The organism is Psychrobacillus sp. FSL K6-2365 (genome assembly GCF_038003165.1).
Classification (GTDB): Bacteria; Bacillota; Bacilli; order Bacillales_A; family Planococcaceae; genus Psychrobacillus; species Psychrobacillus psychrodurans.
This window is the reverse complement of the sequence record NZ_JBBOOO010000001.1, coordinates 1,010,971-1,032,013: the sequence shown is the minus strand read 5'-3', so window position 1 is coordinate 1,032,013 and position 21,043 is coordinate 1,010,971. Positions and strand designations below refer to the sequence as shown.

The 21,043-nt window shown below is 35.8% G+C and carries 17 protein-coding genes; 1 reads left to right on the top strand and 16 read right to left on the bottom strand.

The window, feature by feature from the left end:
* Positions 1–177: 177 nt before the first annotated feature.
* The 4 genes from gdhA to MKY29_RS04985 all read right to left on the bottom strand — a co-directional run bounded on the left by gdhA (position 178) and on the right by MKY29_RS04985 (position 5,834).
* On the bottom strand, positions 178–1,560 hold the full coding sequence (gene gdhA / locus MKY29_RS05000) for an NADP-specific glutamate dehydrogenase (protein ID WP_340879195.1): 1,383 nt from the start codon (positions 1,558–1,560) through the stop codon (positions 178–180).
* 220 nt (positions 1,561–1,780) lie between these two features.
* Positions 1,781–2,752, bottom strand: a complete 972-nt coding sequence (locus MKY29_RS04995) for an LCP family protein (protein WP_340879194.1) — start codon at positions 2,750–2,752, stop codon at positions 1,781–1,783.
* Positions 2,753–3,270: 518 nt separating this feature from the next.
* Positions 3,271–4,866 (bottom strand): M20/M25/M40 family metallo-hydrolase, encoded by a 1,596-nt coding sequence (locus MKY29_RS04990; RefSeq protein WP_340879193.1) that lies wholly within the window; start codon positions 4,864–4,866, stop codon positions 3,271–3,273.
* Positions 4,867–5,396: 530 nt separating this feature from the next.
* Entirely contained in the window at positions 5,397–5,834 is a 438-nt protein-coding gene (locus MKY29_RS04985; protein ID WP_090565236.1) for a HEAT repeat domain-containing protein, read from the bottom strand.
* Positions 5,835–6,036: 202 nt separating this feature from the next.
* Between MKY29_RS04985 and MKY29_RS04980 the strand changes: the two genes are divergently transcribed.
* Positions 6,037–6,237: a hypothetical protein gene (locus MKY29_RS04980; protein WP_090565238.1), complete on the top strand. Its 201-nt coding sequence runs from the start codon at positions 6,037–6,039 to the stop codon at positions 6,235–6,237.
* A gap of 78 nt (positions 6,238–6,315) precedes the next feature.
* Here MKY29_RS04980 and MKY29_RS04975 read toward each other — a convergent pair whose 3' ends face one another.
* The 12 genes from MKY29_RS04975 to MKY29_RS04920 all read right to left on the bottom strand — a co-directional run bounded on the left by MKY29_RS04975 (position 6,316) and on the right by MKY29_RS04920 (position 21,003).
* Positions 6,316–7,110, bottom strand: coding sequence for a hypothetical protein (locus tag MKY29_RS04975; RefSeq protein WP_340879191.1), 795 nt, complete (start codon positions 7,108–7,110; stop codon positions 6,316–6,318).
* Entirely contained in the window at positions 7,107–7,841 is a 735-nt protein-coding gene (locus tag MKY29_RS04970) for a hypothetical protein (RefSeq protein WP_340879190.1), read from the bottom strand. Before MKY29_RS04970 ends, MKY29_RS04975 begins: the two co-directional genes overlap by 4 nt.
* A 24-nt stretch (positions 7,842–7,865) precedes the next feature.
* Positions 7,866–8,267, bottom strand: a complete 402-nt coding sequence (locus MKY29_RS04965) for a hypothetical protein (protein WP_340879189.1) — start codon at positions 8,265–8,267, stop codon at positions 7,866–7,868.
* 378 nt (positions 8,268–8,645) lie between these two features.
* A complete protein-coding gene (locus MKY29_RS04960; RefSeq protein ID WP_340879188.1) occupies positions 8,646–9,329 on the bottom strand; it encodes a hypothetical protein in 684 nt (227 codons plus the stop codon).
* 45 nt (positions 9,330–9,374) lie between these two features.
* Positions 9,375–10,823, bottom strand: coding sequence for a ribonuclease YeeF family protein (locus MKY29_RS04955; protein ID WP_340879187.1), 1,449 nt, complete (start codon positions 10,821–10,823; stop codon positions 9,375–9,377).
* On the bottom strand, positions 10,820–11,122 hold the full coding sequence (locus MKY29_RS04950) for a YwqI/YxiC family protein (RefSeq protein ID WP_090565249.1): 303 nt from the start codon (positions 11,120–11,122) through the stop codon (positions 10,820–10,822). The genes MKY29_RS04955 and MKY29_RS04950 overlap by 4 nt, the downstream gene beginning before the upstream one ends.
* Before the next feature lie 21 nt (positions 11,123–11,143).
* Positions 11,144–11,503 (bottom strand): YwqH-like family protein, encoded by a 360-nt coding sequence (locus MKY29_RS04945; RefSeq protein WP_340879186.1) that lies wholly within the window; start codon positions 11,501–11,503, stop codon positions 11,144–11,146.
* A 19-nt stretch (positions 11,504–11,522) separates the two neighbouring features.
* Positions 11,523–12,032 (bottom strand): type VII secretion EssA family protein, encoded by a 510-nt coding sequence (locus MKY29_RS04940; RefSeq protein ID WP_340879185.1) that lies wholly within the window; start codon positions 12,030–12,032, stop codon positions 11,523–11,525.
* Positions 12,022–14,871: a type VII secretion protein EsaA gene (esaA, locus tag MKY29_RS04935; protein WP_340879184.1), complete on the bottom strand. Its 2,850-nt coding sequence runs from the start codon at positions 14,869–14,871 to the stop codon at positions 12,022–12,024. The genes MKY29_RS04940 and esaA overlap by 11 nt, the downstream gene beginning before the upstream one ends.
* On the bottom strand, positions 14,868–19,346 hold the full coding sequence (essC, locus tag MKY29_RS04930) for a type VII secretion protein EssC (RefSeq protein WP_340880810.1): 4,479 nt from the start codon (positions 19,344–19,346) through the stop codon (positions 14,868–14,870). Before essC ends, esaA begins: the two co-directional genes overlap by 4 nt.
* Before the next feature lie 57 nt (positions 19,347–19,403).
* Complete coding sequence (essB, locus tag MKY29_RS04925; protein WP_340879183.1) at positions 19,404–20,777, bottom strand: type VII secretion protein EssB; 1,374 nt, start codon at positions 20,775–20,777, stop codon at positions 19,404–19,406.
* Entirely contained in the window at positions 20,764–21,003 is a 240-nt protein-coding gene (locus MKY29_RS04920; RefSeq protein WP_093494092.1) for an EsaB/YukD family protein, read from the bottom strand. Before MKY29_RS04920 ends, essB begins: the two co-directional genes overlap by 14 nt.
* Positions 21,004–21,043 lie beyond the last annotated feature (40 nt).

Sequence of the window (21,043 nt, the reverse complement as noted above, 5' to 3'; positions counted from 1 at the left end):
GTCGAGACCCCATAGGTAGCGTGGTCGCCCGCGGAAAGCGTCCACATGAAACGCAACTCACAGGATTATTCGTTCTTTAATGCCCCATGAATCCAGTGTTCACAGGACATCTTTATATATTTTCGAATCTTTTAAAAAGGAGCAACTCTCTAACTAGAGAATTGCTCCTTTTCTAAATTAGTGAATACCATGTGCTACCATTGCGTCCGCTACTTTAAGGAATCCTGCGATATTTGCTCCTATTACTAAATTACCTGGATGACCATAGCTTTCTGCAGCATTATAGCAGCTAGTGTATATGTTCTTCATGACTTGCTTTAATTTCTCATCTACTTCTTCAACTGTCCACGATAAGCGCATGCTATTTTGCGACATCTCCATTGCTGAAACAGCTACTCCTCCCGCATTTGCTGCTTTAGCTGGTGCAAATAAAACGCCACTTGCTTGGAAAGCAAGAATGGCATCTTCTGTGCAAGGCATATTAGCACCTTCCCCTATTGCCTTTACCCCGTTTTGGATTAATATAATCGCATCGTCTTTTGTCATTTCATTTTGTGTAGCACAAGGTAAAGCAATATCACATGCCACTGACCAAATGTCCATGCAGCCCTCATGATATACAGCATTTTTATGAACCTTTGTATACTCCTTAATTCTTTTACTATCAAACTCTTTTAATTGTTTGATAGTTTCTACATCGATACCATTAGGATCATAAATATATCCATTTGAATCACTACATGCCAACACCAACGCACCAAGTTCAATTGCCTTCTCCATTGCGTAGATTGCAACGTTTCCAGATCCAGAAACAACTACTTTTTTTCCTTCAAAGCTATCATTTGCTGTTTTCAACATTTCTTCAACAAAATAGACTGTGCCGTAACCTGTAGCCTCTTTACGCCCCAAGCTTCCTCCATGATTTGGATCTTTTCCTGTAAACACACCAGCCTCATAGCCGCCCCTTAAACGATTATACTGGCCGAACATATAACCTATTTCTCTCTTCCCAACTCCAATATCTCCAGCAGGTACATCCATATCAGGCCCAATATATTTACTTAACTCGGTTATAAAGCTTTGTGTAAATCGCATTATTTCACGTTCTGACTTTCCTTTCGGATTAAAATCAGAACCACCTTTACCTGCGCCAATCGGCTGCCCTGTCAACGCATTTTTAAAGGTCTGTTCGAAGGCCAAAAATTTCATAATGCTACTATTTACCGTCGGATGAAAACGAATTCCTCCTTTATAAGGCCCTAAGCTATTATTAAACTGTACTCGAAAACCACGATTGACCTGAACTTTTCCAGTGTCATCTTCCCATGCAACTCGAAATGTAATTACTCGGTCAGGCTCCGTAATCCGCTCTAGTATTCCATTATGTATATATTCAGGGTGCTTTAGAAATACAGGACGAAGTGAATCAAATATTTCACGTGTTGCCTGTAAAAACTCTTTTTCCCCTTGATTTCTGTCTTTTACTAACTGGAATACCTCATGTACATAATCATTTGCTTTGCTCTTATATTCTGTATTATTTCTTGTAGTTATTTCCATCCAATTACTCCTATCGTAAAAAATTATTAGTTTCATTATCTCCAAAATACTTTAACTATTCAACATATTTATAAACGAAAAATTATAAATATACAAAATAGTCTTTACTTATAATGTAAACAATCTTAAAATTTCATTAGATTACTATGACAGTAGTAGTTGAAAAAAAGGAAATTAGGTAATTATGAAATTGACTCATTCGACTACCTTTATCATTTTTTTAGTTCTTTCCTAGGTTTGCCTTCAAATTTTGCTTAAGTTCTTCCAGAGAAGCCTCGTTAGGGATAAAATACGATAATTCCTTATTTTCTATTTTACTGTAAATTCTTTCATCTTGTCCCTCCAAGGTTAACGGGACGATAGGAGAATCTTTAATTTCTTGGTATAGTTTTACAAATCCCAAGTAATCAGAGGTTGGCATACTTGTTCTAACATTTTCCCCAACGTTTTCTATTAAATCATCAAGTTTGGTTACACTGCTAAAACGTGTAGATTCGTTCAGTATTGCTTGAATAACTTGTTTTTGACGTAGATTGCGCCCTTTATCTCCCTCTGGATCTTTTTTACGCATTCGAACATATGCAAGAGCTTCATTTCCTTTTAGTAGCATAGGACCTTCCGTATAGGTTTTCCATTTGAGTGTATCTGCTAATTGGATATCCACTGTAAACGGCACATCCACTTCAATTCCCCCTAGCGTATCGACGATATCTTCAAATCCTTGAAAATTCGTAGTAACGTAATAATCAATTGGTATTTCTAACAACTTTTCAAGCGCATTTATCGTGAAATTTATTCCACCATATGAATAAGCATGGTTTACTTTGTCTTCTCTTTCTAATTCTTCGATATATAATCTTGTATCTCGAGGAATATTCACCATCGAAATTTTTTCCGCTTTCGGATTAACAGTAACTAATAATAGCATATCCGAACGCCCATACTTCGCCTCTTTCTCGTCATCCACGCCTGCTACTAATATGCTAAAAGGAGTGATTCGTAACTTCGTCTGCTCTTCTTCTTCTCTTTCTAAAGGTACATACATTTTAGAAGTTGCATTCTTTGTTTCCTGAGTAAGACTAATAGCAAAAGCGATAACTCCGACGAGCAAAAAGGAAGAAATAACAAGTGCTAATAGAACAATTTTCCTTTTTTTCTTTTGTTTTTGTTTAGACCTTCTTGAAATAGTCATTGTTCTCCTCACTTCATCGTTAGTTTGATTATTCACTCTAATTTAAATACTAACAATATATAATAAATTATAATAGAAATACATTATTATTTCCTTTATAAATGAATCAATTTCATAAAGAATATTTTATAGTTAAATCCGAACTACACTGATTTCCGCTCTAGGCGGACGCTTTCCGTGGACACAGCTTCAATCTCCTCGTCACTACGAAAACATATGCTCCTGCGGGGCTTTCAGCTCGCGCTGTTCCCGCTGAAGTCGCCGCCTGTCACTCCAATCAACGGGATCGCTTTTAAAAAAAACAAGAATATATTGCGATATTAAGTAAACATTCGTATTTTTAAATGAAACAAGTAATTATGTAATTGACTCAAATAACTAGGATTAATATATACAGGATAATATGTAATGACGTACGATTGACTGGATGGGATATTAATGCGGTTTACATTAATGAAGTAATAGAGGGTTTCCGTAAAAAAAAGACTCCCCTTTTTAGGAAGTCTCAATCGATATACTTAGTACAAACTTCTAATCAAAGCTTCCAACATTACAGGCATCTCTATAAATGCACTATCTACATGGAGTCGCTCAGTTTTTTGGTGAGCATCCTTACCAAATGGTCCAACATTCAAAACTGGACCTTTTAACTTCGCCATGTCGTTAAATGGAATACTATAGGTGTCTCCCCATACAGGTGTGTTGTTTTCAAAGGCAGTCCACCCCTTACCTTCATCTTCATAGTTCACATAACTTAAATCGCAAATTCCATTGAAATAATGGATTTGATCTATTTTATTGTTGAACGATAAGCTTGATTGCTTCATCAATTCCACTGCATTTTTAATCAATGGATCATTAGAAGTGTTAACTGCTGGGTAGTAAGGTGGTGTAAATAGGATTACTGTTGCTGGTGCTAACTCCTGACATTGGATCATCAAGTCATCTACAATACGGAGCGATTTTTCTCGGTCATCCGATTCCTCATTTGACAGCGTTTGTTCTTTAAGCTTTTCTACTTGTTCTGTTCCTAATTTTTTATTTGCGTATTCAAGTAACTCTTCATAACGGAAAACCTTTACTTTTCCTATGCCTGTTACCTGCTCCCGCTCACAAATTATAGAATAATCTTCGTTCAATGCTTGCATTGCATCTTCTGCAACTTGCTCGAACAAATCCATCACTTCAGATGCAGTACGTTTCAGTAAAAACACATTATATAATGCAACCGCACGGTAAGGTGTTTGCGTAGAATAAGACAGTTTCAGATCCTTCTGCTGCAATGAAACTGGTAGAGGCGTACTCTCCCCAAGATCCGTCTCGCGGAATAGATTATTCCACTCCATCCTCTGCGTTAAGAAGGATGCAATATAATTGGCAGTCATGCCTTTCATAGGTTCTCCCACATGTGTTTCTTTCCCGTAAAACAAAGCGGCTGGCATGATTTTACCAATCGTACCTGTATATATATATTCTGCAATGTCAGTGGGATTTTGAGAAAATGAAGGTTCACTATTTAAAAATAGCTTATAGCTTAATCCGAACTCCTCACGTATACGCACTAAATGTGTAACTGCAGCACGCATACCAGCAGAATTTACTTCTTCATCTGGAACAGTAGTTAAAATAAGATTAATTGGCCACTGCTCAACACTCGCTTTTTCAATTAACTGCATATGTAGCGCAAGCCCCATCTTCATATCCATCGTGCCGCGACCAAACAAATACTTCCCAGTTTCCAAATCAGTTCTAGCACCTTCAGGCAATTCTTCTGGATTCTCCATTAACTTTTTTGTTAACTCCTCTGGAAAATATGCAAGCGGCTCCAAAACACCATACTCTTCTGTTTGAACCGTATCAAAATGACTAATCAGCACTATTGTTTCAGTGGCTTCTGGATGCTTGTATAACGCAGTTACTACTTGTCTACCAAGTCCCGCATCATGCATTTGTAATAGACTTGGATGATTTTGAAAATAGCGTAGTTCCCCTAGCTTTTTCACTAATTTAGGGGCAAATGCCCGCTCTCCCTCTGTTAATGTAATACTATCCCAGCTAACCAATTCACATAACAAAGCCCTTAGTTTTTCAGGTGTATCCCATAATTTTCCCATGATGATTTATCTCCAATCCCCTTCTTTATTAACTATCTATTTAAAATATAGGGTCTTACCCTATAAACTGTCAATCTATTTCGAATTTTTTATTATTAATACTTATTATTCTTTAAATTTTATATCAATAAATCGCAACTTTATGACGTCACTATTTTCATTTCAGTAGTATATATAATAAATTAGCAATAGTAATTAATCGGTATTAAATACTTACTTGAGTCAATTTCATAATTACTTGTTTCATTTAAAAATACGAATGTTTAATTAATATCACAAAATATATTATTCGCTTTTTTTAAAAGCGATCCCGTTGATTGAAGTGGCAGGCGGCGACTCCAGCGGGAACAGCGCGAGCTGAAAGCCCCGCAGGAGCATATGTTTTCGTAGTGACGAGGAGATTGAAGTAGTGCCCGCGGAAATCAGGGTTATTCGGATTTAACTATTTAATATTCTTTATAAAATTGATTCACTTTTATAAAAAAAACAATTGTCCATGTCGGCAATTGTTTTCTTTGTACTTCTATGCATTATTTTAAGTTAGACCATTCTTTTTCTAACCAAGTTTTGAATTCGTCGCCTTTGTCACCTTCATACGTATCATATACATCGATACGCATTCTTTTTAACTTTGTTAAATATTCTTCAAAAGTATGATCCTTAGGTAAACTCTTCTTAACACGAACAAATACTTTGTTTGCTCCTTTTACTAATTCGAACTTTTTACGTTTCGGTAATTGTGCTTCTTCCCCAAAATCTAAAAGACTTTGGAAAGCAGCTTCTTGTACTTTGTAAACTGGATCATTTGCAAGGCGTGTTCTTAAAATGTCTTTCACTTGATTATGATTGTACATACCTAATTCAACTACTGCGTCATAGCGTGCCTTCCAGCTTGCAGTACGATTGGCAGCTTTCTTCAGTTCCTCATAATTCTCTGGTAACTCAGTTTTAATAGTTTTTTTACTCATATGATTCAAACTCCTTTATATTCTCTAATTCAGTATTTTCAGCATCCCTTCATTATATACTACTTAAGTAGTATCACCTAATTTATTTCTATAAGAAGGTCTTCCTCATTAAGTCTCATAAACTATATACCCAATAAAACTATTTTCTATCTATTAACCTTTATCAGGGCGAATGATATACTCCGTTAAAGGAGGGAGAATATTGCGTAATGCTGGTGAATTAAAAAAGTATAAATTTTACCTGAAGTTTAAAGGTGGTCATAATCTGATATTCGAAACGAATACAGATATCCGTACAGCTGAAAGGAACAAAGTGAATGGTGGGCTATTTGTAGATACCGAAAACAATTATACGATCAACCTAGCGCAATTGGAAAGTTTAAATGTCAAAATACTTCATTGAAAATACATAAGAATTACAATCTAACAGACTTCAAGCACATTTCGATTATTTGAAATTTGCTTGATGTTCTACTTTCATTTATTTAATCGTTGCTTTCTTAGCTTGCATCCTAACTAAAACTTCTAAAATCTCTGAAACAATGTCCAAATTTGTACTTTGTCTTCCTTCTAATAATTCCTTATTGTCCTGTCGAATCATCTTGAATGTCCAATTATTATTAGGAGATGTTAAAACATGCATACCTTCGATAACCCAATTGGCATCCTCTTTGAAAAATACCATTAGTCGATTATTATGTATCATACTTTTTAGCGCCGCATCCAATTGACTACTGATACGTTTCCAGTCTTCCCCTAAATTGATAGTTTCCAAGCTCTGCACATCTGTCACTGATCCGGCTTTCACCCAAGCATTGTATGCAGTTGGAGGAACAAAAATAGTTTCACTTACAGTGACAGAGTGCTTTGCTACACCTACTAGCATTCGAGGGTAAATGACATTATTCCAAACATGATCAGGAGCACCATGAACGTATAACGTATATTCACTTTCTTCGTTTTCTTTACATTCCACTACATGGTCTTTGCTAAAGTAAAAGTAACTTTTCTGATTTCCATCTTTCATAATCTCTACAACCATATTAGTACGCGACATGATCCATAAAGCATTACCGAAGTTTTCTTCTAATTTAATTTCCTTTTCGACTAAATCTATAAGATTAAGCTTATGAAGTTTTTTATAGGTCTTCTCCCATACTCTTTCTATTTCGTATTTTGTTAGGTGTTCGAAGGGATTAGAAAAGCCTATTAAAGTTTTCGTATTTAACGTTTGCATCATTACAAAAATATCCTGTACTGTAAATGTTGGAATCATTCTTTTCCCTTCTTTCTTTTTTTCTTATTCTTTTTCTGCTCCGTGTATCTGTCGCTTTTTGGCAATCCAAATTCAGGGAATCGATATTTTACTATATCTATATTTTTATTAATAAAGAAATATCGATGGATGTTAATCGATAAAAAGGCTGTCCAAAGAGATAAAAAAGATATTAAAACTATTATCAGAATATTGAATGCTGAATCTGAATAGATAAAAGATAAAATAATTTGACCGATTATGTAAGAACTACCACCAATAGTTGTCCATGCTACAGATATAGTTCTTTTTTGTTGTAATTTATAATATGTTCCACTGTATAGTGCCTTCCAGTTCAACCAATTGATTCCTCCCAGTAAGAGGATAAACAAAACTAAGTTAATGACAAAAGGAGTGCTTCCTTTCCATTCCATATTTACATATATTAATTTTAAAATTACTAAAAAATACACATAGGTATTCACTGCTCCGTATATACCAAAGAATAAATAATACGATTTTTCGTATTTATATGGATCAATCAGATAAACAATTGCCCATAATTGAATAATTGTGATTGGTATAATTGCAGCTAAAAAAAAAGGCAAAGAGAACGGCACTCCTAATATCGGTATTATTCCAACCACATATAACAGTAATAGGAAATACCCGACTATACCAATTCTGTTTTCCTGGGGTGATTCTAGATTTAAATACGATAATTTAATGTGGTCTAATTTAGTATTATTCATATTAATTTCCCGTCTCAGGACAGATTATTTTTTTATATTCTTATTCATATTCTTCTTTTTCTTTCCCGTTCCACGTCTCTCAAGTATTGGTAACCCAAACTCTGGAAACATTCTCTTTACTATTTCCATATTTTTTTTTATGAAAAAATATCGGTGTATATTAATTGAAAGAAATGCGGTAAATAAAGATAAAATGGACAGACAAACAATGATTAATATGCTTATTCCCGAGTCTGTATAGACAACAGATAATATTATTTGCCCTAATATATAGGAAGCCCCTGCTATTGATGCCCAACCTACTGGAATAGAACTCTTTTGTTGTAACTTATAATATGTCTCATTATAAATAGCCTTCCAGTTCATCCAATTCATACCACCAATTAATAAGATGAACAATATTACATTAAATAAAAATGGACTCAAGCTATCTATTTCAAGATTTATATACAATAATTTTTGTATACTAACGAAATAGACGTAAGTATTGACGACACCATATACCCCTAGAAATAAATAATAGGATTTTTCGTATTTATAAGGTGCTATTATATAAATAATTCCCCAAAATGTTATTAATACTGTTGGAATAATAGCGGAAAAGAAAAATATCTTATTAATGGTTCCCCTAAAAGGGGGTAGAATCTCAATTAAATAAAAATTACAAGAAAATTCCCTAATACACTTTGTTTATTAAATTTTGGTGAGTTAAATTTTAAATACGATGATACGATGAAAAAGTATTAGACATTCCATCTTTTTCTATTAGAATTCTCTCCTAACTAACTTCAGATAATATATGAATTATTTCTTCTTTTTCTTCCTTTTTGTATTTCTCTCCATCTCTGGCAATCCAAAGTCTGGATACACCTGTTTTACCAATTCCATATTCTTATTAATAAAATAATAGCGATGAATATAAACAGAAAAATAAGAAGTCAATAGAGCAAGTGAAGAAATAAGTACAATCAGAAGGGTACTCACTGCGTCGTCACTATAAATGAACGACAATATAAACTGACCAACTATATAACCTAATGCCCCAACCATTGTCCAAGACACATTAATACTCTTTTTTTTCTGCAACTTATCATACTTACCAGAGTAAAGAGCTTTAATATTTAATATGTTCACACCTACTATCAATGCTATAAATAACAAAAGCCATATAATAAAAGGTTTGATTCCCTCTACACCCATATTCACATAAAGTAATTTTACAACGACTAAGAAAAAAACATAGGTATTAACTACTCCATAAATACCGAAAAATAAATAATAGGATTTCTCATTTTTATAGGGATCAATTAAATAAACGATTGCCCAAATGGAGATTAGAACAATCGGAATAATGGCAGCAACAAGAAATGTAGAGGAAAAAGGTTCACCAATTATCGGCATTATTCCAGTGAAATATAAAAACATGGTGAAAAATACAATAATATTCTTTTTATTTACCTCAGGTGTTTGAAACTTTAAATAAGACAATGTTACCGCATCTATGTTTTGCTGTATTATTTCTCTCTCCTCCTATCAATCAAACCAGGAAGCAATCCCGTCGATCATTCCTTTTGTTCCTATTTTGATAGCATCTCCAATTGAATCAGAATTCCCATCACCATTTACATCCATAATTTTAGCCTCATTCAAAATAGTAGTCACCACTGCACCGAAAAATAAACCCGCCACAGCTCCAGCAACAACCCCTATCGGTCCGCCAGCTGCACCTACCATTGCTCCAGCTTGTGCTCCTGCCCAAGCTGATGCAGCCATAGAAGCTCCAGCTATTGCAACATCTCCTGTTACGTTACCAGCTATTTGACTAGCTGACTCATTATTTTCAATACCATGATAAATATCACCACCAGCTGTTGCAAATATACCGACATATCCTAACTTATTAGAAGACCATCGGAATGTCGATTTTACATTGGTCGCTCCGTCAACTCTTTTCCAAACTTTTTCATAATTAGTTGCATTTGCGCCAGTATATGTTTTTTTCTTTACACCAATTAAATCTGGACGAGTTATCTTAACAACTGGCGTGGGGACTCCTTTTCTCATTTTACTTTTGAGGGTTATACCAAAACCTTGAGAAGCCAATCTTATTTCCTTATACGCTACGTGCCCAGATGATGCAGATCCTAGTAAAGTAGCTGCTGCATTAATAGGTTTCTCTTGCCAATCGTTAATATTAACACCAACAGTGGTCATAATCCCTTCCCATAAATTCTTTTCTGTATAGGCAGGTGCTGATACTTCCACATTATTCTGTTCTACTCGGGGATCTGAAGCTAGCATATCTATTTGGTGCTGCAAATAGAATTGACCAATCGGTGTTGCATCCTGTACAGAATTCCAACTATCTGCCGGGAAGTTAACATCCGTTAATCCTTCTTCCATTAAATATTCAATATCTGTTAGCCATGCTTCCATATTTAACATGGCTGCCTCTATTAAAAGTAGCGCATTCGTTTGAGTCAAATCGAATTCATTTAGATCGGTAACCGTATTATCCCTAGATGTTCTTGCACTAGTTACGCCCTCCTGTACACCACTGTCATCTAAATGGGGCAGAGCAACGATATCAGAAACAGAATCCATAATGCTATTGGATTCATCTGTCAAACTAGTTGTTACTTGAGAAATTTCTGTTAAACCCTCTTCTACTTCTCCTTCCAAATACCCCTGGCGAATAAAGCCATTGGCATCTGGCTCTAATGCATCGAGTGCGGAATTCATGGTAGTAAGGGTTGTATTAAATAGAGAATTAAACGTCAAAAAGAAATGTAGAAAAGGTAAATGGCAATCATTATAGAACGATCTTATTGCATCTCCGCCCTCCCCTTTAAGCGTTTCCTCCATAGCTACTAAGCCTTGCACAGCGGTTTGGATTGCATTCATTTCTCCTTCAAGTCGAGAGACCATATTAATATTACGCCCTATACCATCGTGAAACGGATGTACGTCTAATATTTTCATTGGGCTGCCACACTTGTTCCATTGATGGTACACTGCATAGCCGCTGATATTTTTTGATCAGACTCTTCCATAAAGTCAATTGAAGCGGAGGTAGTTTGTATATTTTGGGTTGATAATGTTTGATATTTTACAAGTAATTGGTCCAATTTTATGGATAATTCGTTGAACTTTGTAACGACATCTAGAGTATTACCCGTAATAGGTGGCTCTGCTTTTGGATTCAGCAAATCGACTGCACTAGTCATTTCTCCAATTTGATTTTCCACATCTGCATATACGATTTTAACTTCCGTAGACATAATGGCTTTCCTCCTTGCAAGTTAGTTTGCTTTAGCTTGATTTTGACGTGCTTGCTCCGCTCTAAGATTTGCTATTATTTGTTCAATAGATGCAATTTCAGCAATCAATTCACTTATTTTCGCAGATATAGCACTAAACACATTAGAAAATTGACTTCCTGATATATCTACATAGCTGGTATGAATACCCGATTCTCGAATATCGTCAAACTTATCTGCATGGCTTCCCTGCCAAGTAGTGGCAGTAAGCTCTGGCTCTAAACATTTAGGTTCATTCGTATTAAATTCGGATTGTTTACCTTGCAAAGAAGACTGACATGCAGTTAATCTTTGCAGATCTTCCTTCTTTTTAGCTAATAAAGCAATATAATATCCAAGCATATACATTTCCTCCCTTTTTTCATTTGGCTGATTTAGTAGATTCAGAGGTATTAACTAATTTGGGTAAAAGGATAACAAATATTGCAATAATACCAATCCCTACTAATCCTAAAAATATAAAGGTCCTTATCTTTCCGCTAGAGGATTTCTTCTCTCCGATTTGGGTAACCGATAACTCTGCTTGTTTAGTATCTTTAGCAGAAAACAGCTTTAACTCTGAGGACTTTGCCGTTACGGTACTTTTTTCCCCACGTTCAGCCGTTAAAAACAAGTAAGAAGTATCTCCTCTGTTAGGGAGTTTATTTCTTCCATCAAAATATATATCCACTTGCTTTTTAGGAATTGTATTTTTCATTTCAGTTTTCTTCTTATCATGCAGATAATCGGTGTTTTTCTTAAATTCTAGTTTTTCATAAATCATAGGATCCAAGTCTTCTGCTTTTTTTGGTTCTTCCGCAAGGACGATAAAAGCATTTCCAACGAGCATTAAATATAATATTGGAAACAAAAGACGTAATTTAACTTTCATACGCTTCATCTGCCACAGATGCTTTTAATCTATTATTTTTATTCATAAAATATGTGGTCGTTAGCATCGCTATTGCGATTACCGCTGTTATTACTGCACCCCTTATAAAGCTGGTTTCAGGTTCATATTTGATAGACATATAAACGGTAGACAAAACATCTGGAATATTAATATCAGGTACAGCCAGTATTAATAGTGGAATAATGTATAAGCACATCAATGCCACACTAGCAAGCCAGCCAACTGATTGTCCGAATTCTAATGCTACACGAATTATTGCTGCGCCTGCTAGCAGTAATAAAATAGTAAAGATTGTCCATTCTAGTGCACGATGGTCATTTAAAATGTACATATAGATACTGTAGAAACTAATAATTAGACCAACAATTATGGACAATAAAGCTGTCATAGTAAGTTGAAGCCCAATTGAACCTTCTTTCATCTGATAAGAGAAATATCCGATTAACAAACTACTGATTAATAGAATGATAAACAAAATAACAGGTGGAACTTTCTCCATTTCATCAGAAACGACTGCTTCTCCTTTTACATCTAGCGGGTTCACAAAATGATTAAATGCATATCCGTTTTCCTGACCATCTACATATGTATTGGCAAGAAATTCTTGAATATCATTATCAAATTCAGACATGACAGCCACATTCGTATCCCATTTCCCACTAAATTCATTCGAGGTATCTTTTATATTGTCTGCTTTAACAGTTAAGTCGTTTGCATAATCTACTAAACTGCTTTGTTTTTGTGATAAGGACTGAATCATTCCACTTAACGTTACTAATTGGTTCGTCACATTTTGTTGACCAGCCATTACTTCCCCTTCAGAAGTAGTCGCCACTGGCTCACCTGAAGGAATCATATTTGCTGGATTTTGAATTTGCGCTAGTAAAACATTTGCTTGCTTGTCAATAGAATTTAATTCATTAATCAACGATGCATGTTGTTGTTCTGCAGTTTCTTTATATCCCGACATAATCGCAGCAAACGTTGTACTTAAGTCGGACATTCCTAGTTCGGTTTGAGGAATACTTTCCCCAACAGAAGTCCAACCCTCTAGCTCCAATTCGTTAATATCCACAACATTTTTCAGCAATGTTGTTAAAATTTCATCCTTCAACATAGCATCCTTATTAGCACTATCTCCTCCCTCATTGAGGGTGAATTCAAATTGTTCTAAAGTAGCGTAGTAGGATAACAAAGAACTTGTATCTGTTTTTGCTGCACCTTTTGCGAATAGCTCCTGCAGTCTAGCACGTTGATCGTCCGCCAAACTTGAATTAGCTAAAAGTGCCTCTTCTTTTTGTTTTATTTCCATACCTATACGAACCGTATCCGTTGGGTATGAATTGATAATTTGTTGAACTGATTCATACTCTCTGTAAATAGAGCCATAGTTTTCTAATAAATTCGCATATTCCGTAGAGGCATGTGAATAATCTGTAGTTCCTGTTTGTTTTGCACTAGCCCATGTTGCTTCTCTTTCAGCCAGTAGTGCTGGAATTGAACCCAATTCTGCTTGAAGCTTATCAATTTCACTTATAAAAGTGGAAGTTGGATCCGTTTCTGCTACTTTTGATTTTAAAGATGTCAGTCCAGATAAAATACTATCTACCTTCGCACGTTCTTGTTCAAGGCCAAGTAAATTAGTAGAAGCTTTCTCCACTGCTTTTTGTTCTAGCTGTTCTTTAATAGAAACAAACTGATTTGGCTCTGTACCTATGGAAGCTGCTGCAAGAACTGCATTACCACTTTTCCCTGCTTCAATACCTTTTTCTAGATTAGATAAAATGGTGTTATTATAACGATCGATCGCACTACCTTGCACTACTAGCAAGTCCGTAACTTGACGATCTACTTCATTTTTTCGAAGCTCCGATAATGCATTAAATTTTTCTTTATTGGTATCAATAATGCCATTCACTTTTTGAATTTCTTCATTTAATTGGTTATTACTATCCTCTAGCAGTTGTACAGACTGATTGAATTGCTCTGCTTGTGTTGCTGCTGCTGCGTGGATTTTAGCCAAACTATCATCTTGCACTTGCTGTAGTATTTGTCTTTGGGTATTCTGAAACTCCTTATATTGCTGTACATAGGTTATGAAATTGTTCATTTGTAATCCAAACGAATCGGCATTTTCAATACGACTAGTATGTGCATTATTTGCAGACCCGAGAGTTGTTTGCAATGATTCCATTTGATCCTTTTGTCTTAGCATTTGTTCAGCCAGTGTTTCTGATTCTGGCTTATAGTATGCTGACATAGCACTAAGAAATTCTGTTTCTTTTCCTAAAATACTTGTAAACTCTTTTTTAATATGATTCATTTCTTGTGCTATATAGCTCCAGTACAAAGTTGAAATTTTATCATTTACACGGTCTGTTGCTACTTCTATTTCATGCAAAACATGTTCCTTACGTAACCCTGTTTTCTGACGCTGCACTTGGTATGCAAACTCCGCTTTTTGGGGATTTTGTTCATCATACGACATAATATTTCCCGAGAAATTGGAGGGAATATAAACAATTGCATCGTACTGGTTTGATTTTAAACCGTTTTCTGCTGCCCCCCGCCCCATTACTTCCCATTCATAATCCGAGTCCTCCGCTAAAATGGATACTACTTCTACACCCATTTGAACTGTTTCTGCATCCTTCGTTAAACCCATATCTTCATTTACAATAGCTATGGTACGTTTATTTGAGTTATTCAAATCGAGAATATTAACACCCATTAGCTGGAAAAAAATAATGGGAACAGCTAATATTACTAGAATTCCAGCACCGTATTTTAATAGTCTGGTATTTATACTTGATTTCATTGTACTATCGTCCTCTCCAACTCACTTAAAGGAATCTTTACTTTTGTATCGTTCCCATTCAAAATATAATGTGCAAATCCAAGCGGAAGTTCCGCTTCTTTGCGCTCATACGCTACTGTAAACAAAGTTTGCTCCGACTTTTTCATGTACACGAGCGCCTGTCTTACAAGCTTCAACTCATTCGTGAAGGCATCATAACCTTTAGTGATTTCTGCATTATTACCAGACATAATGACATTGAAGCCTAAGTGAGCGTAACGCTTCATCAGTTTCGCTAATCTGTCCTGAAGGGTAATATCAGCTACTTGTAAGAATCTCGTATATCCATCGATGATGAAGTAAGAAAGCGTAATTTCTATAGGATCTCCTTGTTGAATATTTTCGAGGTAAGCCTGTTCGATTTCCGAATAATATTGCTCTGTTCGTGTAATCCATTCTGCCAGATTCTCTTTCGTTTCCAGATAGTCAATTGCATCATAATCAGCAAATTTTGATAATCCTCTATCAAACGAATCAAATATAGTAATGAATCCTGTTTTTTGTTCTAACAGTGTGTGAAGCATCCAAGTTATCGTATTAGTCTTCCCTCTTTGAACCTGTCCAACAAGTAAACAATGACGATTTTTCTTAAAGTCAATGGAGATTGGTAGAACAGTATTTTCATCCAATCCAATTGGAACGATTCCATCCTTTTTCTTACCATCAAAGTAGAAGGAGAAGTTTGTAGATGTAAGCTCTAGTGGGAGCATCGGAATAGGTTTCGGATAACTATCTTCCTGGTGCTTATTTCGTAAACTTTTAACTTTTGCTTTGATGGACTCTAATACTTCATAGTCATCTGATCCACTCGCTGGTAAATAAATTTGCGCAAAATGGGTATCCTCTTTTTTCAAAATTGCTCTACCCGGGAATGGCTCTAAATCGAATGGTACTCTGCCAACTACTGTAAATGACTCTGTCGTATCCATTAAATAATGAACGATCTTCGTTTTTAAGTTATTCATTAAGGACTGTCGAACCGATTGAACTCTTGTCGCTGCCACGAACAAATAAATTCCGAGTGATTGACCATCCCGACCAAATTGAATCAGTTGTGCTTCTAGCTCTTCCATTTCTTCACGGACAATATCATAATTATCAACTGCTATATACAGAAGAGGTAACGCCTGCGTTGATAACTTATTGTACATTTGGATGTTACTTACTTCTGATTTCTGGAAGGCAATTTTTCGCTTAGCAATCTCTTCTTTTATAAGCTTGACTAGCTTATCTCTTTTCAGCTCTTCATCGATTGTAAAATAATCTGCTGTATGAGGGAGCTGTCTAAGTGGTAATAGTGATCCATTTCCATAATCGAGCAAGTAAAAGTTTACTTCTTCCGGAGATAGGTTTTCTGCTAGCCCCAATATTGTTGAAAGTAATGTATATGACTTACCATAGCCCGAGGAACCGAATACTCCAAGATTTCCATCCTTTGTCCAGTTATATGCTACCGGTGACTGGCTTTGCTTATCTGGTTCATCGATCATTCCAATTGGGAATCCAGATTGACTAGTAGGAATATCTAGTTGCTTTTCAAGTCGTAAGGCTAACGGCTCTAACCAAGGACTTGCTACTTTTTGAATATTCATTTCAGCAGTTATTTCCGCAATTTTCCCTGTCACTGCCTCCATCTCCGTCATTCCACTTGAATTCTTCTTCACACTTGTAGCTATCCCAGAAAGTGGATACAATCCAAGATCAGTAACAATTGCTACATCCTCTTCTCCCTCTAACACCTCTTCCTTATAAGGGGCCCCGCTCCACGCTGACTGGAATAGTTCATACACTTCATTGTTTCCAACTTGTAAATAACCACGGCCAGTTACAGTAATAGAAGCGGCATCCCCATTCTTCAAAATTTCCTTACTATCCGATGCATCCTGTACCTTCAATGCAACTCGGAATCTCGCGTTACTCCAAATCTGTTCGTCTATAACTCCCCCTGGCTTTTGGGTAGCTAAAATAAGATGTACTCCTAAACTCCGACCGATGCGAGCTGTACTTACAAGTTCTCGTATAAATTCAGGTTCCTCACGTTTCAACTCGGCAAATTCATCGGAAATGAGAAATAAATGAGGAAGTGGTTCCATCGCCTTTCCTTCTTTATAAAGTGTCGTATAATCATCGATATGAGTAACGACGTATTGATCAAACAAACGCTGTCTTCGTTTTAGTTCACTATTTATAGAGGCAAGTGCACGCATACTAAAGTTTTTACTGCCTTCAATATTCGTAATCGTTCCCAACAAATGCGGAATATGCTTGAACGGCTGTGCCATTCCTCCACCTTTGTAGTCGATTAATAGAAAGGCTACTTCATGTGGATGATAATGAACTGCAAGTGATAATATATACGTCTGTAGAAATTCACTTTTCCCCGAACCCGTTGTACCAGCTAACAAACCGTGGGGCCCATGTGCCTTTTCATGTAAGTTCAATGCCACAAGCTCATTTTTCCCTTTAAAACCTATTGGCACAGCAAGTGATTTTGCTGACTCGTTCATTGTCCAATTTTGTACTATTGGGACGTGCTCAATTTCTTTAACACCGAACATCTCTAGAAAACTAACCGAGTTTGGAATAGAATTTTTTATTCCTATTTGATGATTCAATGTTCGAAGCATTCGTGTAAATCTCTCGTTCGTAGCAGGATCAAATTCATCTAAGTTGAATGGGATATCTACAGCCTTGCCAGCCTCAATGAGAATATCTCCCTCGTGTTCGTTGACGTATCGAATAAGAGTGTGAACGTTTTCGGTCATTCTTTCCTGTGCCGATTCCGCGAAAATAACGGATATTCCAAGGTCTTTTGTATTTTTGCTTTCTAAGTATTCCAAGATGACATGCTCAGCAAGCAATGAATAATTGGAAACGAAGAAAACTAAATGTGGCGCAAATATTGTTTTGCCCTTCTGATCATCTGTATCTCGCTCACGAATTATTTCATATAACGAAGACAATAATTGATCCCTAGTTTCCTCGTTATGTATCAACCCTCTTGCATGCATATTCGGAAGTTTAAAATGTGGTAACCATTTCATCCACTCAATTTCGGCATACTCATCATGATTGAAAATATAAATAAATCTTGTATCATGATAGCTTTGAGAAAATGCCATTTGACCAATTATTTGCTGAAGTTCTCGCTTAATCACTGATTCTTTTCCAGTTAACCCTAAGATACCTTCGGATAATTTAGTTGTTATTGGTGCAGCAGGAATTTCTTTATAGACCTTTTCCATTCGCTGAGCTTGTTTGAGCAAATCATCTATTTCTCTATTCGCTAAATCACCTGAAGAAAGTTTAATTTCATAGCTAGATTTCACGTTTCCTGTTCCTAATCTAAATTCTAAAAAGTCATGACTATCTAAAGTTCTCTCCCAGATTCTACTAGATAAATCACTGGTCATTTGTTTCATCTCTTCAAAACTCGGGAAATGATAGTCCAACACTTTCTTTTGTTTCTCGGAAAGCTCATAAAGTTCTTCTCTCATGTTCTCTAAATACGCTTTATAGACTCGAAGGCGTTTTTCCGCATTCCGCTTATGCTTCTTTTTGTCACGGAAATATTGAACAGTAGAGGTAACTAGTACTGTTAAAAACATAGTAATAGAAATAATAACGAAAATTCCCCTAGGGATAAAAATTGCTACTAGTGCCATCACTACAAGCATCACCAGTGGTGGTGCGATAATGAGCCATAATCCTCTTCCAGAATCATCTGTTTCTTGAGTCGGAAATGTTAATGAAATTTTGTCATCTGGAAGATCATAAATCATTCTAGGTGTACGACGATAATCAGGATACATATGCAGAATTTCAGATTCAGGAACATCTATAATAGAAAGTTTCGTTGCAAAAGGAACAGCAGCAGTCACCTCGAGCAGGTCTTTTTGGAGTAATTTCATTTCCATAAAAGCCCACTGAAGCACATCTCCATCAGCTAGAATTGTATTAGATTCTACTATCTTGCCATTTACATATAAAGGACAGCCAAAGTCTTTCTTTATAATCCATCCATCCTTTATTTTGTTTAACGAAAAATGCCCGGACTCAACTTTTGGAAAACTTGTTTTAAGTCTTTGAAATGTCGCAATTTCTAATTGGGTATCAAAGGAAACCTCATTATCAAAGTCTATATAGTATGTTTCCGAAGTTAGCGGAGTGGAGGAAATATACAAATGGAGCATTTTTTGTTTTTGTTCAATCGTAAGGCCCTCATCATCAGTAAGCCTTCCGAAAGGTTTATCTCCACTATAAACTGCTAGTCCAGCATCATCCCTTGTTAATGTAATAGGACCATTGACAAAGGGAAATGTCTGAATCGTAATATCATGTTCAATTGCTGGACCAATTGTGAAAGATGTAAAATCATTTTCAGGTACAGTTATTCGCTGATAATTTTCGGCGTAAAACAACCATAGTTGTTGCAATAGGTACACCTTCTTTCGAACCATTTTTGTAATTCATCTATCCGTATTTTCTTATTTCTACTTCGGTTGTTCTGTTTGTTGTTCTTCTGCTTGTTTTTGTTCGAGTTCTTGTTGCTCTTTTTGTTTTTGTTCAAGTTCTTGTTTTTCCTTTTGTTGTTGTTCAAATTCTTGTTGTTCTTTTTGTTTTTGTTCTAATTCTTGTTTTTCCTGTTCTTTTTTCTCTAGTTCTTGCTGCTCTTGTTCTTCCATTTCTTCCATTAACTTTTCATATTCCTCTACTTCTTGATCAATTTCATTAAGTAATTCTTGCATTTCTTCACCGGTTAAACCTTTATCTGCCTTCACTTCTTCTCTTCTTTTCAACAAACCATAGGTAATTAGCTCGCCATCCTCCATTGCTCTTGCGATATCAACAGCATTCTCTGCTTCTCCACGACCGAGATAAATCCAATATCTTAGATAATCTGCGTCGGTTTGTAATGTAATATTAGAAAGCACATTTTCTTTTTGTTCTTCATCCAAGCGTTCATTCGTAACAGATGAATAAGCAAGTTCGTAAAGAACGATATATGGCATAGACTTAACGCTATAAGGACTTAAAGTTGTAACTACTTGGCTGTAATTTTGACCGAGGAAGGATGCTTGACTATCGATGTATGCTTCGTTTTTTGGCTTTTCGTGTACAAAAAATATGATTGTAAATACAATTGCAGGAATAATAAGTACACCTAGCCCAACCGATAACCATTTGGTAACTTTCCATTTTTTTCGAGGAATCTTCACATTTTCTAGTTCTTTTACTTCTAAGTGCTCCATTTGCTGACTTATGAAGTCGAGTAATGAATCACTTTCTTTCATGGCCATAATGGTAGCGCCTGTTTCTTTGAGTTCGAGAATCTCCGAATACTTCAAATACTCTTCAAATGTGAAAGAGCCGTCTATTGCGGCTGCAACTACGGCTTTTGTTTCTAACCAGACGCGTTCATCATTTGCTTCAAAAGGCGGTAAACTGCCTAATACACCGTAATAAAGAAAAACAGGCTCCATTCCTCTGCTATACACAATATTTTCTGGGGACACGATTAAATTTAAACGAGGATATGAATGTGAGTTAACTTTTTCTACTAATTGGTATGCAAACATCCAACGAGACTTTTCATCCTCTTTTTGGATGTCATCAAATCGCCTAAAGGTCTCTGGGATATCAGCTTGAATAATAAGCTCGTTATCGGTAATCACTATATCTTTTTTAATTTTTGGATTAACTTCTTTTAGAAAAACAACTTCTTCTGTTCGCTTAAATCCCACTCTTTCTTTTTGAAAAACAAAAGTAGTTTTTAGGGGTTCTTCATTTATTTCTGCACCTATACGGTTTTTTAAGTATGTATGTGAATGATTGGCCATCTTTGTAGCTCCTTCAAATAATTTCAATTCGATCACCTGTCGTTATACCACAGTGGGCTAACGTCAAATGTCCAGGGAATATTTTATCTTTATTTACTACACGCACCCAATGGCCTTCGCGTGGAGTTTTAGATATAGAATTGGCCTGCCAGGCAATATCAATCATTTTTTTCATAGTATAATAATCAGAAAGTCTTAAATCTAAGACTTTTCCATCGTATTTAGAAAGATCTACTGTAATCTCTATATACACTCTCTCACCCCAATTAAGGAAAAAGCGCCTTCCTGGAGGA

Coding starts and splice junctions, on each gene's coding strand:
- gdhA (WP_340879195.1), bottom strand. CDS start 1,560: ATGGAAATAACTACAAGAAATAATACAGAATATAAGAGCAAAGCAAAT.
- MKY29_RS04995 (WP_340879194.1), bottom strand. CDS start 2,752: ATGACTATTTCAAGAAGGTCTAAACAAAAACAAAAGAAAAAAAGGAAA.
- MKY29_RS04990 (WP_340879193.1), bottom strand. CDS start 4,866: ATGGGAAAATTATGGGATACACCTGAAAAACTAAGGGCTTTGTTATGT.
- MKY29_RS04985 (WP_090565236.1), bottom strand. CDS start 5,834: ATGAGTAAAAAAACTATTAAAACTGAGTTACCAGAGAATTATGAGGAA.
- MKY29_RS04975 (WP_340879191.1), bottom strand. CDS start 7,110: ATGATTCCAACATTTACAGTACAGGATATTTTTGTAATGATGCAAACG.
- MKY29_RS04970 (WP_340879190.1), bottom strand. CDS start 7,841: ATGAATAATACTAAATTAGACCACATTAAATTATCGTATTTAAATCTA.
- MKY29_RS04955 (WP_340879187.1), bottom strand. CDS start 10,823: ATGAAAATATTAGACGTACATCCGTTTCACGATGGTATAGGGCGTAAT.
- MKY29_RS04950 (WP_090565249.1), bottom strand. CDS start 11,122: ATGTCTACGGAAGTTAAAATCGTATATGCAGATGTGGAAAATCAAATT.
- MKY29_RS04945 (WP_340879186.1), bottom strand. CDS start 11,503: ATGCTTGGATATTATATTGCTTTATTAGCTAAAAAGAAGGAAGATCTG.
- MKY29_RS04940 (WP_340879185.1), bottom strand. CDS start 12,032: ATGAAAGTTAAATTACGTCTTTTGTTTCCAATATTATATTTAATGCTC.
- esaA (WP_340879184.1), bottom strand. CDS start 14,871: ATGAAATCAAGTATAAATACCAGACTATTAAAATACGGTGCTGGAATT.